We start from the raw sequence: 14388 nt of genomic DNA on the forward strand, positions 1-14388 counted from the left end.
ACAACCGGCCTTCCCTGCGCAATGGTTTGACGGCTTATGCCGCGCTCTCCCCGTGCAGGACTGGACCGGGGCAAATCAGCTTGAAATGATTGAGAAACTTTTTGTTTGCGCGCAATGCCCGTGGGGTTGATTAGCGGCAGCGTAAGCCACCAAACTAGAAGGCATGCGGCGGATGATGCTGTCGCCAATCCGGCCTGCGACCTGGGCCACCTGAGCACGAAATTTCGGCGCGAAGATGAAGGACTGTTCATCAGCATTACATCGCGGGTCGGTCCATCGGGAAAAACCGGAACATCGCTGCATCCAGGACGTTGCATTTCGTCCAACGACACGAAGGAGAGACCAATGCTGAAACCATTGATTGCCGCGACCGCCGCCCTGCTGGTCGCAACCTCGGCGTTTGCGCAGAGCGACAAGATGAAATCCTCGGATTCCTCTGAGTACTCGTCGGCACAGAAGAAGATGCAGAAGACGTCGGAACAGAAGATGAAGAAGAGCAAGGCTTCGACCGCGAAGGGGGCACCGGAAAGCGCACCCGGCACGACCACCGGAGCGGGTGCGAAGAAGTACTAATTCTCCAACAGCGCGGCCCGGCATCGATGCCGGGCCGTTTCGCGTGCGCATGTCCACAGGTTCGATCTTTCTATAGGTCCTCTCGTGTCTTTGGCGCAGTGCGATACATCAATGGACCGCTTTCTCCCGCCGGCAAGCCGCTTCTGTGTCCCGCTGGTGACGATCACATTTAAAACGTGGGTATTCCGCAATTTTGCGATGGAACGGCCAAGCCGATTCGCTAGTTTAAAAGTAGCGATTCTCAGAACTCGCGGATGGATGCAGGGCCAATGTTGCGACGCGTCAAGCTGATGAACCCGTTCGAAATCGTCCAGGACCGGCTTGCGCCGGAGCGGCCGCAGCCGATCGAGCGTAAGGTCGTCAATCGCGCCGCCCGTTCCACGCCGGTCTGCGATGCCTGCGGTTCCGACGACATCATCTGCCACGCCACGGCGCAATGGAGCAACGAAGCGCAGGAATGGCAGCTCGCCAACACTTTTAACCAGCCGGCGCACTGCAACACCTGCCACCGCGACGTCAATTTGGTGTGGCTGACGCTGAATTAGAGCACTACGCCCTACTCTCTCCATCGTCATGCCCGGGCTTGTCCCGGGCATCCACGTCTTTGCTCGCGATCGAGATAGTCAAATCGTGGATGGCCGGGACAAGCCCGGCCATGACGGAGAGCGCATCAAATCTCCGCATACACCTCCAGCAGGTTTCCATCCGGGTCCCTGAAGAATAGCGTGCGATGGCCGAACGGCTGGTTGGTCGGCGGCTCGAGCAGATCGACGCCGTGCCGCACCAGCTCGTCGGCACAGCGATCGACGTCATCTGCGCCAACCTTGAAAGCGAGCTGCAGCGACGCGCTGCCTGTGGGCGTCGGCGCATCCTTCGCCGTCCGGCTCGGCCGGGCCAGAGCGAGCGTGTTGCCGCCGATCTGGTATTCGATCCAGCCCGCCGACAATTCGCGCGTCAGGGATAAGCGAAGGACGTCCTCATAGAAGCGGCGCATCGCCGCCATGTCGCGCACGAAGATCACGGTGTAGTCGATCGCGCGGATGGATTGGAAGGGAGAAGTGGTGGGTGCGTTCTGATCGGTCATGATGGCTTTCGAATTCGGCGCGCAGCCCGGATCGGTCCGCGACCTAAGCTTTCTCGAAGTGAAAAGCAACCACGCGACCGTTCTGCGGAGGCAGAGAAACATCGCCCGGCAGTTTCCAATTACCCGGTTCACCGCTGATCCAGGTAGTCCCGTCGATTCCCGACGTTACGACTACGTCGGCCAGCGCGGTTAGAAAGACCTCGGCCCGATCGTGGAACATTCCGCCACTTGGCATCGGCACCAAGCGGTGGAACGACTCGAACGACACAATACCGTCCTCGGACATCAGCCAGTCCCTTGCCGCGGATATCAAATACCACGAACCATTTCTCGCGATCTGGACCGGCCCGGAGTCCAGCAGAAGCAGATATTCGACGACACGCGCCGCAAGACGCGCGCCGGTTGGGTCACTGCCAACGAACATCTCTGGCCGTTCTCGGATGCAGGTGACGGCGTTAGCTACGATCTGGATATCCTTCTCGGAGTAGACTGGCTGCTTATCCATTCGCTGATTCTCCCCGATGGTCTGCCGGTCTGGGCCCGCCCCAGATCCGCTCCTCCGTCCAACCCAGCTCCGCGAATTCCGTCGCCCGCAACGGCGCTTCACCTGCCGAGAAGAACTCGTCGAGTTGCGGCGGGCTCACCGAGGTGCCCGAGAGCATGGCGTGGGCCTGGCCGCGATGATGCACCTGGTGCTGGAACAGATGCAGCAGCAAGCGGTCCATCCGTTCGCGCTGGATGGAGGTGCCGCGATGCACGGAGACGATACGCTGCAAGCCCGCGCCGTCCAGCGCTTCGACGACCGTGAGCAAACGTTGATCGACTGCGGCCTGCGCTTCCTTCAGCGTGGCGACCGTTGCGCAAGGTTCCTGATCCGCCCAGGCGGCCGGGCCGAGCGTGCCGCCTTCCATCGCATCGACGTAAAAATGGTCGATGATCAGGATGTGATTGAGCGTGGCGCGCAGGCTTGGGAAGAAGCCGGTTCGCTTCGCGGTGAATTCATCCTGCGACAGCCCGAGGCAGGCTGTGAGCAGCCGATGGTTTGCCCAGGCGTTGTTGTACGCCATGGCGCGATAGGGAAGTACGTCGCTCATTTGCGTTGCCAGCCAGTAGCCCGCATGAGCGCAGCGATATGCGGGGAACGATAGTGAAGGTCCCGGATATTGCTTCGCTCATCCGGGCATCTACGCACGCCCGTCATTGCGAGGAGCGAAGCGACGAAGCAATCCATATCTCCATTTGCCGCGCTATGGATTGCTTCGCTTCGCTCGCAATGACGGCTCGGCGATACGGCCTCCCTACTCCGCCGCCTGCTGCGTCGGCGCTTCCAGCACCTCCAGCACCTTCGGCGGCGACATCGGCAACGCGTAGAAGCGTTTGCCCAGCGCGTTGTAGATCGCGTTCGCCACCGCGGCCATCACAGGCACCAGCGGCACTTCGCCGACGCCCTTGACGCCTTGCGGGTGTTTCGGGTTCGGGATCTCGACCATGATGCAGTCGATCATCGGCAGGTCGGAGCAGACCGGCATGCGGTAGTCGAGGAAGCCGGGGTTATCGACCTTGCCCTCTTTCGTGTAGATGTATTCCTCGTTCAGCGCCCAGCCGATGCCTTGCGCGACGCCGCCCTGGAGCTGGCCCTCGACATAGCCGGGGTGGATGGCGCGGCCGACATCCTGCACGGCGGTGTAGCGGATCACGCGTGCGATGCCGAGATCGACGTCGACCTCGACGTCGCAGACATGCGTGCCGAAACCGCCGTCGGCGCCTTGGGTGTTGAGCTGCACGCCGGCCCCGATGGGGCCGCCCATCGCAGGTGCTTTCTCGGCGAGCTCTTCCAGCGTCAGCGGCTCGAACTGGCCGGCGTTCGGGCTCGCCGGATGCGCCGCGCCGTTCTCCCACTTGACCGCTTCGGGATCGATCTCCCAGATCTTGGCCGCGCGCTCGCGCAGCGTCTGGATGATCTTCTCGGTCGACTGCGTCACCACCATCGAAGACGCGAACAGCACGCGGCTGCCGCCGGTGAGGTTGGAGAAACCGACCGTCTGGGTGTCGCCGATAATCACGGAGACGCGGCGGTAGTCGATGCCGAGCAACTCGGCGCAGATGTTGGCGATGCCGGCGCGCGAGCCGCCGATATCGGGATGGCCAGTGGTGACGACGACGTTGCCATCCTCGGTGATGTTGACCTGCGCGGAGGATTCGCCGCCGGCGTTGAACCAGAAGCCGGAAGCGACGCCCCTGCCTCTTAGTTTTCCTTGCAGCTTGCCGTTGCCGTCGCCGAGCGGCGCGGCATAATGCGGCGAGCCTTTTGCTGCTTCCACCGTCTCGATATAGCCGATGCGCGGGAACACCGGGCCGTGCGCGGCCTTCGTTCCTTCCTTCGCGGCGTTCTTCAGGCGGAAGTCGAGCGGGTCCATCTTCAAGGCTTCCGCGACTTCGTCGAGCACGCATTCCACCGCATAGGCGCCGATCGGCGCGCCCGGCGCGCGATAGGCCGCGACCTTGGAGCGGTTGGAGCAGACGTCGTAGCCTTCCGAGAGCAGGTTCGGGATGTCGTAGGGCGTGAAGCTGCAGCCCGCGGCGCCGCGGATCGGCGAACCCGGGAAGGCGCCGGCCTGCAGGTAGAAGGTGCCATGCGCGGCGACGATCCTGCCGTCCTTGGTGGCGCCGATCTTCACCGTGCTTTTCGAGCCTGAGGTCGGGCCGGTCGCGCGCATCACTTCCTCGCGCGTCATCACCATCTTCACCGGGCGGCCGGATTTTTTCGCAAGCAGCGTCGCGAGCGGTTCGAGATAGACGATGGTCTTGCCGCCAAAGCCGCCGCCGATCTCGGCGGGGATCGCGCGGATGTCACTCTGCGGGATGCCGGTGAGATAGGCCGTCATCGCGCGCACCATGAACTGGCCCTGGCTGGAGCTCCAGATCGTGGTCTTGCCGTCTGGCGCCACCGAAATCAGGCAGGCATGCGGCTCGATATAGCCCTGGTGCACCGGGCGCGTGGTGAAGGTGCGCTCGATGACGAGGTCGGCCTTCTTGAAGCCTTCCGCGATGTCGCCCTTCTTGTGCTCGAGGCGGCCGACGATGTTGGACGGCTTGCCGTCGAACTTGTTGAACTCGTGCAGAACAGGCGCATCGGGCTTGAGCGCATCGTCAATCTCGATCGACCACGGCAACACCTCGTAATCGACCTCGATCAGCTTGCAGGCTTCCTCGGCGATCGCTTCCGTGGTCGCGGCGACGGCGGCGATGGGGTGTCCGGGGAACAGCGCCTTGTCGCGCGCCATCACGTTGCGGCACATCCAGCGCATGTCCTGGATGCCCAGCATTACAGCGCCCTTCTCGATCGGGAAATCGACGATGTCTTTCGAAGTGACGACGGCCTTCACCCCCGGCAGTTTCTCGGCCTTGGAGGTGTCGATCGATCTGATGCGCGCATGCGGATGCGGGCTGCGCAAGACCTTGCCCCAGATCATGCCGGGCATGGTGGTGTCGGCGGCGAACTGGGCGCGGCCGGTAACCTTGTCCATGCCGTCAGGGCGAATGGTGCGCTGGCCGATCCATTTGTTGTTGGTGACGAGGTTCATGGGGCTATCTCCCGAAAATTAGTGCGCGCGCATTTCGGCGGCGGTTTCCATCACCGCGCGGACGATCTTGTCATAGCCGGTGCACCGGCAGAGATTGCCGGCGAGCCAGAAGCGGACTTCCTCTTCACTCGGGTCCGGGTTTTTCTTGAGGAGCGCGTCGGACGCGACCAGCATGCCCGACGTGCATATGCCGCACTGAAGCGCGGCCATTTCGAGAAATTTTTGCTGCAGCGCATGCAATTTCTCGCCCTGCGCCAGGCCCTCGATGGTCCTGATGTCGTGGCCCTCGGATTCGACCGCGAGCATCAGGCAGGAGCAGACCAGCCGATCGTCAATCGTGATCGAGCAGGCGCCGCAATCGCCTGAGGCGCAGCCTTCCTTGGAGCCGGTCAGGGCAAGCGGCCCGCGTAGCGCGTCGAGCATGGTATCGCTGGGCTCGCACAGAAATTCCATCGGCTCGCCGTTGATGGTGGTCGTGACGTGAACTTTAGCCATGAATTACTTTCCTTGCGCGCGTTGGGCGGCGATCGCGGCGGTGCGCTTGAGCAGCACGCCGGCCACCTTGATGCGATAGGCGATGGTGCCGCGCTTGTCGTCGATCGGGCGGCAGGCGGCGGAGCAGGCGCTGGCTGCCTTCGCCAGCGCGGCGTCGTCGAGCTTTGAGCCGATCAGCGCTTTCGCAGCGTCTTCCACCAGCAGCACGGTCGGCGCCACCGCCCCCAAGCCGACGCGGGCTGATGTGACGATGCCGTCGTTCATGGTGAGGCTGACACCGCAGCCGACCACGGCGATGTCCATTTCGGTGCGCGGTATCATGCGCAAGTAAGCATCGCTCGATCCGGGCGGGCGCGGCGGCAGCGTGAAGCTGACGAGGATCTCGCCGGGCTTTAAGTTGGTGCGGCCGGGGCCGGCGGGGACGTCCTCCACCTTCATCTCGCGGCGGCCATCCGGGCCCTGCACGGTGACGGTGGCGCCGGCCGCGACCATCGCGGGCACGCTGTCGCCGGCGGGCGAGCCGTTGCAGAGATTGCCGCCGGCGGAGGCGCGGCCCTGCACCTGCTTGGAACCGATCAGGTTGACCGCTTCGAGCACGCCAGGCCAGACCTTGCCGAAATTCCGGTGTTCGGCGAGCGCCATGCCGGAGACCGCGGCGCCAATGCGAAAGCCGCCATCGGCGGTCTGTTCGATTGCCGTCATCTCGGGGATTTTCTTGATGTCGACGATCACGCCCGGCTTGAGCGCGCCCGATCGCATTTGCACCAGAAGATCGGTGCCGCCGGCCAGGATGCGCGCGGCGCTGCCGGCTTTCGCAAATGCACCGACCGCTTCGTCAAGCGTATCAGGCGCCAAATATCGGAGTTCCGTCATGGTCTTCCGCCATCTCCCTCGTTCCGCCCGCCCCGGTGATTGTCGGCTCACCTTCAAAAGTCGGGCAGACCGCAAGCCTACACGGGGAAAAGCGGTTGGAACAGCCTGCGAGATCAGGTTGATACGGCAGGCTCCTATGCGCATGACGGGGCTTGCGCGGCCGATTGCGCCGAGGCGGGGATCGCTTGGGCAGAGTCCCATCCGCCGTCATTGTAATGACGGGGCTGGCACCGTTGGCTAATGCAGTCAGCCGGTCTAAAACCCGGGCTTCGGATTCACGATTTTTGTGGGGGATGGATGCCGCTTTTCAGATACCTCGTTGCTGCCACGGCGTCCCTGACACTTTCATCCTCCGCCATCGCCCAAACGGCTCCCTCGCCTGTCCTTTCCGCACCGAGACCTGTGGTCGCACCGGCACCCGGTCAGCAGCCGCCGGCCGCCGCTCCGCGCGCACCCCGCGCCGCGGCTTGCCACAACGGCCTGTCGTTCGACCGCTTCCTGGCCGACCTCAAGCAGCAGGCCGCCGCGGAGGGCGTGTCGCAGCGCACGTTGGCCGAAGCGGCGCCCTACCTCGTCTATGACCAGGGCATCGTCAACCGCGACCGCGGCCAGCGCGTGTTTGGCCAGGTGTTCACCGAGTTCGCACGGAACAGGGCGTCCGATGGCGCGGCGAAAAATGCGCAGGCGCGAATCCGGATGCATGCGGCCGCGTTCAACCGCGCCGAGAAGGAATATGGCGTACCGCCGGCCGTGATCGCCGCGTTCTGGGGGCTGGAGAGCAGTTTTGGCGCCGAGCTAGGCAATCTGCATACGCTGCGCTCGCTGGTGTCGCTGGCCTACGACTGCCGCCGCTCCGAGATGTTCAGCAAGGAAACCATCGCCGCGCTGAGGATCATCGAACGCGGCGATCTGACGGCAAGCGAGATGATCGGCGCATGGGCCGGCGAACTCGGGCAGACGCAGTTCCTGGCGACGCACTACTTCAACTACGCGGTGGACTATGACGGCGACGGCCGCCGCAACCTGTTGCGCAGCGCGTCCGACGTGATCGGCTCGACCGCGAACTATCTCGCCAACGGTTTGAAATGGCGGCGCGGCGAGCCGTGGCTGCAGGAAGTGCGCGCGCCGCAGAACTTTCCGTGGGAGCAGGCTGACCTCACGACAAAGCTGCCGCGCGCAAAATTCGCGCAGCTCGGCGTCACCTATCCCGACGGCCGGCCGCTGCCGAACGACGACCTGCCGGCCTCGCTGCTCTTGCCAATGGGCCGCACCGGACCGGCGTTCCTGGCCTATGCGAATTTCGCCGCCTATACCGAGTGGAACAACTCGCTGATCTATTCGACCACCGCCGCCTATCTCGCCAGCCGCATCGCCGGCGCCCCGCCAATGCGGCAGCCATCGGCGCCGGTCGCACAACTGCCGCTCAACGAACTGAAAGAGCTGCAGCAACTCCTGGTGCGCGCCGGCTACAATGTCGGCAAGGTCGACGGCGTGATGGGACAGTTGAGCCGCACGGCGGTGAAGGCGATGCAGATCAAATACGGCCTGCCGGCGGATTCCTGGCCGACGGCGGAGCTCTTGGCGCGCATGCGCGGCCCCAGCGTCCAGGCGCAGCCCGCCGGCCTGGTGATGCCGGCGGCGCGGTAGCTCTTCTCCCTCTCCCCGCTCTTCGCGGGGAGAGGGTTGGGGTGAGGGGCTCTATCCGCGAGCGAAGTCTATCGGAGAGACCTGTGCCCCCTCACCCGGATCGCATCTGACGATGCGATCCGACCTCTCCCCGCAAGCGGGGCGAGCTTCAGCAGCGTCACGCGCGTTCGGAATATTTCGCTGCATCAGCATCCTGCCCGAGTTGCATTTCCTAGGGCGCTTCCCATCTCGAGCAGCACCTCATCCTCTTGAGATGAATTTCCACATCACGAAAAGAGCATCGCATGTCTTTCCACGACCTAACCGTGCCCGCCTTCCTGCAGATTCTCGGCAGCCTTTCCGGCCTGCTCGGCAAGGCGGAAGCGCATTGCAAGGCAAAGAACATTCAGCCCGAAGTGCTGCTCAATGCCAGGCTTTACCCGGACATGTATCCGCTGACACGCCAGGTGCAGACTGCCTGCGATTTTGCCGCGAAGACCTGCGCCCGGCTGACCGGCAACGAAGTGCCGTCCATACCCGACACCGAAAAGAGCTTTGAGGAATTGCAGCAGCGGATCGCGAAAACGACCGATTATGTGAAGGCATTCAAGCCGGCGCAGTTCGAGGGCGGCGAGACGCGCGAAGTGACCTTCCCGATCGGCCCCAGCAACACCATGACGATGAAGGGCCAGCAATATCTCGTCAATTTCGCATTCCCGAATTTTTACTTTCACGCCGCCACTGCGCACGGCATTTTGCGCCACAATGGCGTCGAGATCGGCAAGCGCGATTTTCTCGGGGTGAGGTAATCGTCAGCGCAAAGCGGCTAGCTCGCGCGCAAGGTTTTCGCGGGCTTGGCCGTCATATCTTGCGGCAAAGGCCGGATCGGGAAAGATCACTGGCCGCGCGGCGAACTGGCCGAGCACATGAGCGCGGCCGGCGCGATAGTCAGCGTCCGGCACGTGGATGAACTCCTGCCGGATCGCGGCGGCGTAAGCGTCGTAGCGCGCGGGCTCCGCGCCGAGAATGCTGAGGTCGATCGAGATCAAAATGGCGCCCAGGCGATCGTCGCCCTGGACGTCGTGTGTCTTTGTCAGGCGGATCAGGCGGGCTACTTCCGCTCCGATATCCTCGCGGACGTGCTGCTCGGCCAGCCGCGCGCTGAGCTCTTCATTGTCCGCGCGGGTCGGGTCGTAAACGACATCGTGCCACCAGATCGCCTCGGTCAGGATTTCGCGCTCGCGCTCCGAAAGATTGTCGACGCGCGCGAGCGCAGCGAGACAGTCTTCAACGTGCGTGAGGTTGTGATAGTGGCGGCCCGGCGCCTGTAGGCGGTGACAAGCTGGTCGCGGTTCATCGCAAGGCTCCGCGTCGGGCGCGCATTCGCGCGCCCCATCCAACAACCGCTACCGCATCGTGATCGCTAATCCGCTGAGATCGGCGTTCGCCATCAACCCGACCTGGTGCCCGGTCAATTCCAGCACCGCACCCTTCTGGTTGGTGAGCACGATCGCGCGTGCGCCGCGGCCGACCGCCAGGCCCGCGCCGGCTGCGCCGTAGACGCCGGCGACATCGGATGGGCGATAGATGTTGCTGACGCGGCCGCGCAGCACGGTCTTCGATCCGCCGAACACCAGGCCGTAGTCGAGCCCGCCGGTCGACAGCGGATAGCGTCGCCCGTGAAAATTCAGAACGCCGCTGCCGCCGGAGCCGCCGATGATCCATCCCGCCTTGTAGATCGTGAGTTGCACGAAACCTTCGTCGGCATGCGCGGCGGACGACAGCGTGACGCCGGCGAAGGCCGCTAACGCGAGCACGGTGGCGCGAACGGCGGATGGCATGTTCATGGATCGTATCTCCGGAGGGCTTGCAAATCGGAAAAGTGTCGGGCGGGCTTTGCGGTGCAGATTGAGTCGCAACTATCGGATTGTAGCCGATCGGCGCAAGGGGCAAAGCATAATCAGGCCCTGCGCGATGCTCTGTGTGCCGACCCGCGCCGCGCGCCCGACACAATTTCATCACGATTGCACGAACAAAAAATTGCGGCCCTGTGAACTGCATTACTGTCGCAGCAACCGTAACCCGCTATTTCGTGTCGGGTGAATTCCCTGACGGGCGGGACCTACAAACCAATCGGCGGGTCGTGAAGCGCGGGCGCCGCTGCCTTTCCAGCGAGGCAGCGGCGCGTTAGGCTTCAAGGCACCGAACCAGCCACGAGGTGTCCCATGCCCCCGATCCAGCATTTTGCGCCGCCCGCCGGCGTCAAGGCCCCGCCGCTATCCTTTGCCACGCGCACCGGCGACCTGTTGTTCATCTCGGGCATTCCGGGCTTTGACGACAAGGGCGCGCTGGCGGATGGTTTCGAGGCGCAGTTCGGCTTCGTCGTCGCCAATATCAAGCGCGTGCTCGACGAGGCCGGCGCGACGTTTCGCGATCTGGTCAAGGTCAACGTGCTGCTGACGCGCGCATCCGACGTCGCCACGATGAACGTGCTGTATGCGTCGGCGTTCGGGCCGGCGCCCTACCCCGCCCGCACCACCTGCGTGGTGCAGGCGCTGCCCGACCCGAAGATGCTGATCGAGATCGAAGCTGTTGCCTCACTGACGAAGGCGTAGAAAGCGTAGGGCGACTAGCGAAGCGTAATCCGCCATTCACGGCAAGGTCGGCGGATTACGCTACGCCAATCCGCCCTACGGAACATCTCACGGCTTCGGCATGGATTCCTTCAGTGTATTGCCGACGAAATCGGCGGCATGGCGATAGGCGGCATCGTTGTCGCCGCGGAACGTCACCGTTCGCCGCATCAACAGTTTCTCGGCTTCGAGGTCGAGCAACTGGATTTCGCCCCATTGCACCAGCGTGCTCATCTTGCGGATGCCGCCATAGACCACGAGTCGCGCGCCGGCCTTGCGCGCGGCGGCGATGAAGACGTCCTGCGACATGCTGGTGGCGGTGCAGGGGTGATCTGGGCATTCGATCGGCACCACGCGATAGCCGCCCTGCGCCGCGAGATTATCGCGCAGCAACGTGGCAAACGACGCCACTCGCGCCTGATGCTCAGCGCTCTGGTCCGTGACCTCGCCGGAAGTATCGAAATAATCGAAATCCGCAACCGCGACCGCGATCGGCGCGGCGGCCGGCGATCCGCTCGATGCAAGCGACAATGCGGCGAGCGCGCAGAGCATCGTCAGCACCGCGCCGGCGCCATTGCGCCGGCGTGAGACGCGCCATCCGGTTGCCGCTTGCATCATGCCTGGCCTCCTTCAACTCCGACGTCGGTATCGCCACGCTGCCGACCGGAGCAAATTGTAACCGACATGTGTAGGGTGGGCAAAGGCGCGCAGCGCCGTGCCCACCTTTCTTATGTCTTCGCGATGGTGGGCACGCTATCGCTTTGCCCACCCTACGAAATCGTCCCTCTTGTACAAGCGGGCGCGCTTGCTATCCTCTGGCAAAACCAAGCAAGAGGAAACGCGCCATGCCCCTTCTCCAAAATCACATCGCCGTCATCACCGGCGCAGGTTCCGGTATCGGGCGCGCCATTGCGAGCGGCTATGCACGGGAGGGCGCGCGGGTCGTGCTGCTCGACAGGGACGAGAACGCGGTAGCAGAAGCGGCAAAGGAAATCCGCGACGCCGGCGGCAATGCGGACAGCTTTGCGCTCGACGTCGCAAAACGCGAGGACTGCGTCGCGATGGCGGAGCAGATCGCCGATAAGGTCGGCCAGGTCTCGATCCTCGTCAACAATGCCGGCATCGTCCGCCGCAACGGCATGCTGGGCGCGGCAGAGGCCGTGATCAGCGACTGGGAAGACATTATCGCGATCAACCTCACCGGCGTCTTCAACGTGACGCATGCCTTTCTCGATCCCTTGCGCGCGAGCAAGGGGCGCATCGTCAACATCGGCTCGATCCAGTCCTTTGTGCATGTGCGCACGCCGAGCTCGCCGGCCTACACCGCCTCCAAGCACGGCGTGCTCGGCTTCACCAAGGCGCTCGCCGCCGAACTCGGCAAGGAAGGCGTCCGCGTCAATGCAATCGGCCCCGGCTTCATCGCAACGCCACTGAACGCCAATGCCCGCGCCAACAATCCGGAACTGGTGAAGACCTTCATGGATCACACGCCGCTGGGACGTGCCGGCACCGCGGAGGACATCGTCGGCCCCGCGATCTTCCTGGCGTCCGATCTGTCGGCTTACGTCTCCGGATCGATCGTGATGGTCGACGGCGGCTATCGGGCGGTGTGAGGTCATCATGTCCAATGCCCCGCATTTCGACATCGACGTCCCCGCCTTCTGGGCCGATCCCTATCCCGCGCTGGCGAAGATGCGGAAAGAGACGCCGATCGCGTTCGTGCCGCAGCTCGGCTCGACCGTGTTCACCCGGCGCGACGACATCTTTACCCAGGAGAAGCGCATCGACGTGTTCTCCTCGCATCAGCCGAACGGGCTGATGAACGTGCTGATGGGCCACAACATGATGCGCAAGGACGGCGAAGCGCACATGACGGAGCGGCAGGCGATGTTTCCCGCCGTCTCGCCGCGCACGGTGCGCGATACCTGGATCCGGCAATTCCAAGCCCATGCCGACCGCATCCTTGATGAGCTCGTGCCGCAAGGCTCCGCCGATCTCTGCAAGGCGTTCGCGCTGCCGCTGTCGGCCGAATGCTTAAAAGACGTCACCGGGCTGACCAACATGCGCTACCAGGACATGGACGCATGGTCGCAGGCGATGATCGATGGCATCGCCAACTATACCGGCAACAAGGAGGTCGAGGCGCGCTGCCATGCCGCGACCGCCGGCATTGATGCTGCGATCGACGACATGATTCCGGTGGTGAAGAAACACCCCAACACCTCGATCCTGAGCGTGCTGCTGGCATCAGGCCAGAACATGGAGAGCATCCGCGCCAACATCAAGCTCGCGATCTCCGGCGGCCAGAACGAGCCGCGCGATGCGATATCAGGCGCGACCTGGGCCTTGCTGACGCATCCCGATCAACTCGCGCTGGTGCGCGAGGGAAAAGCAAAGTGGATCGACGTGTTCGAGGAGTATGCGCGCTGGATCGCGCCGATCCAGATGTCGCCGCGCCGCGTCGCAAAACCGTGGACGTATCACGGCGTCGACTTCGAACCGGAGGACCGCGTGTTCTTCATGTTCGGATCGGCCAACCGCGACGAGGCCTGTTTCAACCACCCCGACCGTTTCGACATCACGCGCGATACGCAAAAAAGCATCGCCTTCGGCGCCGGCCCGCATTATTGCGCCGGCGCGTTCGCCTCGCGCGCCATGGTGGCCGACGTGGCGTTGCCGGGCCTGTTCGCGCGGCTGCAAGGCCTGCGGCTGGACGAGCGCGAACCAGTGCGGATCGGCGGGTGGGCGTTTCGGGGGTTGCTCAATCTTCCGGTGAAGTGGGATGCGAACTAGCGTCTCTCTGCCGCGCAGGCATCAATCGTGCGGCAAGAGCCGCATGCGGCGGAACGACCAATGCATCGCGCGGTACCAGAAATAGCCGGCCAGCGCGCCGCAAACCGAGAGAATGATGATATTGGCGGGATGATACTCGCCGCTCCACCACAACATTCCGCCGACCCAGAAGATCGTGAAGAAGATGGCGCCGAGCTTCAACCGCGTTGCCTGATCCATGATACCCCTCCGATGGATGGCACCATGAGCGCTGCGACCTCGCCGCACCGTGAGCAGCGTCACGCTGCGTCGAGGCTATGAACCCACAAAATCCAGAGTGGTTGGCGGACTTCCGCTTTGATGCGCGCTCCGGACTCACATCGGACATCGCGTGAGGTCCGAAAGGGCCAATAAGCGAACATGCAGTAACCGCATCTACAGGGGTCGGGTCTATAGACGTGCCGCTAAGTGAGGCGAGAGAATGAAAGCAGATAATCGGCTGGCGGTGTTTTGCCTGGTAGTGCTGTCCATCATCATTGCGGGCATCATGGTCGAGAAGTTTTGGGACTGTCGTCTCAAAGGAGGAGCGGAAGAGGCCTGCTTGTTCACGCCTGCTCCTTACACGCCACCATAGGGCGCCAACTGAGGCAGCCTAATCGTAGCCCTTGCCATTAGGTCTGCTGGAGCGAAGACCGCAATGGGTCAAAAGCGTCGTTTTCACCGTCTGACGAAGACTTCCGGTGTACCC

The 14388-nt window shown here is 63.5% G+C and carries 18 protein-coding genes; 8 read left to right on the forward strand and 10 right to left on the reverse strand.

Annotation, left to right across the window (positions count from 1 at the left end; all coding sequences use genetic code 11):
- Positions 1 to 345 precede the first annotated feature (345 nt).
- Together V1273_RS27575 and V1273_RS27580 are read left to right on the forward strand one after the other, a co-directional pair.
- Positions 346 to 573 (forward strand): hypothetical protein, encoded by a 228-nt coding sequence (locus V1273_RS27575; RefSeq protein WP_334364500.1) that lies wholly within the window; start codon positions 346 to 348, stop codon positions 571 to 573.
- Between the two features lie 269 nt (positions 574 to 842).
- Complete coding sequence (locus V1273_RS27580) at positions 843 to 1118, forward strand: hypothetical protein (protein ID WP_334364501.1); 276 nt, start codon at positions 843 to 845, stop codon at positions 1116 to 1118.
- Positions 1119 to 1243: 125 nt separating this feature from the next.
- On the opposite strand, the gene V1273_RS27585 is transcribed toward V1273_RS27580, so the two are convergent.
- The 6 genes from V1273_RS27585 to V1273_RS27610 all read right to left on the reverse strand — a co-directional run bounded on the left by V1273_RS27585 (position 1244) and on the right by V1273_RS27610 (position 6609).
- A complete protein-coding gene (locus tag V1273_RS27585) occupies positions 1244 to 1657 on the reverse strand; it encodes a VOC family protein (protein ID WP_334380783.1) in 414 nt (137 codons plus the stop codon).
- A 43-nt stretch (positions 1658 to 1700) separates the two neighbouring features.
- On the reverse strand, positions 1701 to 2162 hold the full coding sequence (locus V1273_RS27590) for a hypothetical protein (RefSeq protein ID WP_334364503.1): 462 nt from the start codon (positions 2160 to 2162) through the stop codon (positions 1701 to 1703).
- Entirely contained in the window at positions 2155 to 2751 is a 597-nt protein-coding gene (locus tag V1273_RS27595; protein WP_334364504.1) for a DinB family protein, read from the reverse strand. Before V1273_RS27595 ends, V1273_RS27590 begins: the two co-directional genes overlap by 8 nt.
- 204 nt (positions 2752 to 2955) lie before the next feature.
- Positions 2956 to 5241 carry a xanthine dehydrogenase family protein molybdopterin-binding subunit gene (locus V1273_RS27600; protein WP_334411522.1) on the reverse strand — a complete coding sequence of 762 codons (2286 nt, stop codon included), beginning with the start codon at positions 5239 to 5241 and terminating at the stop codon, positions 2956 to 2958.
- Positions 5242 to 5259: 18 nt separating this feature from the next.
- The gene (locus tag V1273_RS27605) at positions 5260 to 5736 is read right to left on the reverse strand and encodes a (2Fe-2S)-binding protein (RefSeq protein WP_334411523.1); all 477 of its coding nucleotides are present in this window, start codon (positions 5734 to 5736) and stop codon (positions 5260 to 5262) included.
- Between the two features lie 3 nt (positions 5737 to 5739).
- A complete protein-coding gene (locus V1273_RS27610; RefSeq protein ID WP_334411524.1) occupies positions 5740 to 6609 on the reverse strand; it encodes an FAD binding domain-containing protein in 870 nt (289 codons plus the stop codon).
- Positions 6610 to 6906: 297 nt separating this feature from the next.
- Here V1273_RS27610 and V1273_RS27615 point away from each other — a divergent pair, with 297 nt between their 5' ends.
- Complete coding sequence (locus V1273_RS27615) at positions 6907 to 8256, forward strand: lytic murein transglycosylase (RefSeq protein WP_334411525.1); 1350 nt, start codon at positions 6907 to 6909, stop codon at positions 8254 to 8256.
- A 284-nt stretch (positions 8257 to 8540) separates the two neighbouring features.
- Complete coding sequence (locus V1273_RS27620; protein ID WP_334364509.1) at positions 8541 to 9044, forward strand: DUF1993 domain-containing protein; 504 nt, start codon at positions 8541 to 8543, stop codon at positions 9042 to 9044.
- A 3-nt stretch (positions 9045 to 9047) separates the two neighbouring features.
- Here the strand turns inward: V1273_RS27620 and V1273_RS27625 are convergent, their stop codons facing one another.
- On the reverse strand, positions 9048 to 9635 hold the full coding sequence (locus V1273_RS27625; protein ID WP_334411526.1) for an HD domain-containing protein: 588 nt from the start codon (positions 9633 to 9635) through the stop codon (positions 9048 to 9050).
- Positions 9636 to 9641: 6 nt separating this feature from the next.
- Positions 9642 to 10082, reverse strand: coding sequence for a hypothetical protein (locus V1273_RS27630; protein WP_334380777.1), 441 nt, complete (start codon positions 10080 to 10082; stop codon positions 9642 to 9644).
- A gap of 378 nt (positions 10083 to 10460) precedes the next feature.
- On the opposite strand from V1273_RS27630, the gene V1273_RS27635 reads away from it, so the two are divergent.
- A complete protein-coding gene (locus V1273_RS27635) occupies positions 10461 to 10850 on the forward strand; it encodes a RidA family protein (RefSeq protein ID WP_213288421.1) in 390 nt (129 codons plus the stop codon).
- 87 nt (positions 10851 to 10937) lie between these two features.
- On the opposite strand, the gene V1273_RS27640 is transcribed toward V1273_RS27635, so the two are convergent.
- A complete protein-coding gene (locus tag V1273_RS27640) occupies positions 10938 to 11486 on the reverse strand; it encodes a DUF2380 domain-containing protein (protein WP_334411527.1) in 549 nt (182 codons plus the stop codon).
- A 227-nt stretch (positions 11487 to 11713) separates the two neighbouring features.
- On the opposite strand from V1273_RS27640, the gene V1273_RS27645 reads away from it, so the two are divergent.
- A complete protein-coding gene (locus V1273_RS27645; RefSeq protein WP_334411529.1) occupies positions 11714 to 12481 on the forward strand; it encodes an SDR family NAD(P)-dependent oxidoreductase in 768 nt (255 codons plus the stop codon).
- Positions 12482 to 12488: 7 nt separating this feature from the next.
- The gene (locus tag V1273_RS27650; protein ID WP_334364513.1) at positions 12489 to 13661 is read left to right on the forward strand and encodes a cytochrome P450; all 1173 of its coding nucleotides are present in this window, start codon (positions 12489 to 12491) and stop codon (positions 13659 to 13661) included.
- 21 nt (positions 13662 to 13682) lie between these two features.
- On the opposite strand, the gene V1273_RS27655 is transcribed toward V1273_RS27650, so the two are convergent.
- Positions 13683 to 13880, reverse strand: a complete 198-nt coding sequence (locus V1273_RS27655) for a hypothetical protein (RefSeq protein WP_334364514.1) — start codon at positions 13878 to 13880, stop codon at positions 13683 to 13685.
- A 241-nt stretch (positions 13881 to 14121) separates the two neighbouring features.
- Between V1273_RS27655 and V1273_RS27660 the strand changes: the two genes are divergently transcribed.
- Positions 14122 to 14274 carry a hypothetical protein gene (locus tag V1273_RS27660; protein ID WP_156438217.1) on the forward strand — a complete coding sequence of 51 codons (153 nt, stop codon included), beginning with the start codon at positions 14122 to 14124 and terminating at the stop codon, positions 14272 to 14274.
- Positions 14275 to 14388 lie beyond the last annotated feature (114 nt).

The organism is Bradyrhizobium sp. AZCC 1721 (genome assembly GCF_036924715.1).
GTDB lineage: Bacteria > Pseudomonadota > Alphaproteobacteria > Rhizobiales > Xanthobacteraceae > Bradyrhizobium.

Excerpts from the sequence above, each read along its gene's own strand:
- V1273_RS27655 (WP_334364514.1), bottom strand. The coding sequence starts at position 13,880 with ATGGATCAGGCAACGCGGTTGAAGCTCGGCGCCATCTTCTTCACGATC.
- V1273_RS27580 (WP_334364501.1), top strand. The coding sequence starts at position 843 with ATGTTGCGACGCGTCAAGCTGATGAACCCGTTCGAAATCGTCCAGGAC.
- V1273_RS27635 (WP_213288421.1), top strand. The coding sequence starts at position 10,461 with ATGCCCCCGATCCAGCATTTTGCGCCGCCCGCCGGCGTCAAGGCCCCG.
- V1273_RS27650 (WP_334364513.1), top strand. The coding sequence starts at position 12,489 with ATGTCCAATGCCCCGCATTTCGACATCGACGTCCCCGCCTTCTGGGCC.
- V1273_RS27615 (WP_334411525.1), top strand. The coding sequence starts at position 6,907 with ATGCCGCTTTTCAGATACCTCGTTGCTGCCACGGCGTCCCTGACACTT.
- V1273_RS27645 (WP_334411529.1), top strand. The coding sequence starts at position 11,714 with ATGCCCCTTCTCCAAAATCACATCGCCGTCATCACCGGCGCAGGTTCC.
- V1273_RS27585 (WP_334380783.1), bottom strand. The coding sequence starts at position 1,657 with ATGACCGATCAGAACGCACCCACCACTTCTCCCTTCCAATCCATCCGC.
- V1273_RS27595 (WP_334364504.1), bottom strand. The coding sequence starts at position 2,751 with ATGAGCGACGTACTTCCCTATCGCGCCATGGCGTACAACAACGCCTGG.
- V1273_RS27575 (WP_334364500.1), top strand. The coding sequence starts at position 346 with ATGCTGAAACCATTGATTGCCGCGACCGCCGCCCTGCTGGTCGCAACC.
- V1273_RS27630 (WP_334380777.1), bottom strand. The coding sequence starts at position 10,082 with ATGAACATGCCATCCGCCGTTCGCGCCACCGTGCTCGCGTTAGCGGCC.
- V1273_RS27600 (WP_334411522.1), bottom strand. The coding sequence starts at position 5,241 with ATGAACCTCGTCACCAACAACAAATGGATCGGCCAGCGCACCATTCGC.
- V1273_RS27660 (WP_156438217.1), top strand. The coding sequence starts at position 14,122 with ATGAAAGCAGATAATCGGCTGGCGGTGTTTTGCCTGGTAGTGCTGTCC.
- V1273_RS27620 (WP_334364509.1), top strand. The coding sequence starts at position 8,541 with ATGTCTTTCCACGACCTAACCGTGCCCGCCTTCCTGCAGATTCTCGGC.
- V1273_RS27640 (WP_334411527.1), bottom strand. The coding sequence starts at position 11,486 with ATGATGCAAGCGGCAACCGGATGGCGCGTCTCACGCCGGCGCAATGGC.
- V1273_RS27590 (WP_334364503.1), bottom strand. The coding sequence starts at position 2,162 with ATGGATAAGCAGCCAGTCTACTCCGAGAAGGATATCCAGATCGTAGCT.
- V1273_RS27605 (WP_334411523.1), bottom strand. The coding sequence starts at position 5,736 with ATGGCTAAAGTTCACGTCACGACCACCATCAACGGCGAGCCGATGGAA.
- V1273_RS27610 (WP_334411524.1), bottom strand. The coding sequence starts at position 6,609 with ATGACGGAACTCCGATATTTGGCGCCTGATACGCTTGACGAAGCGGTC.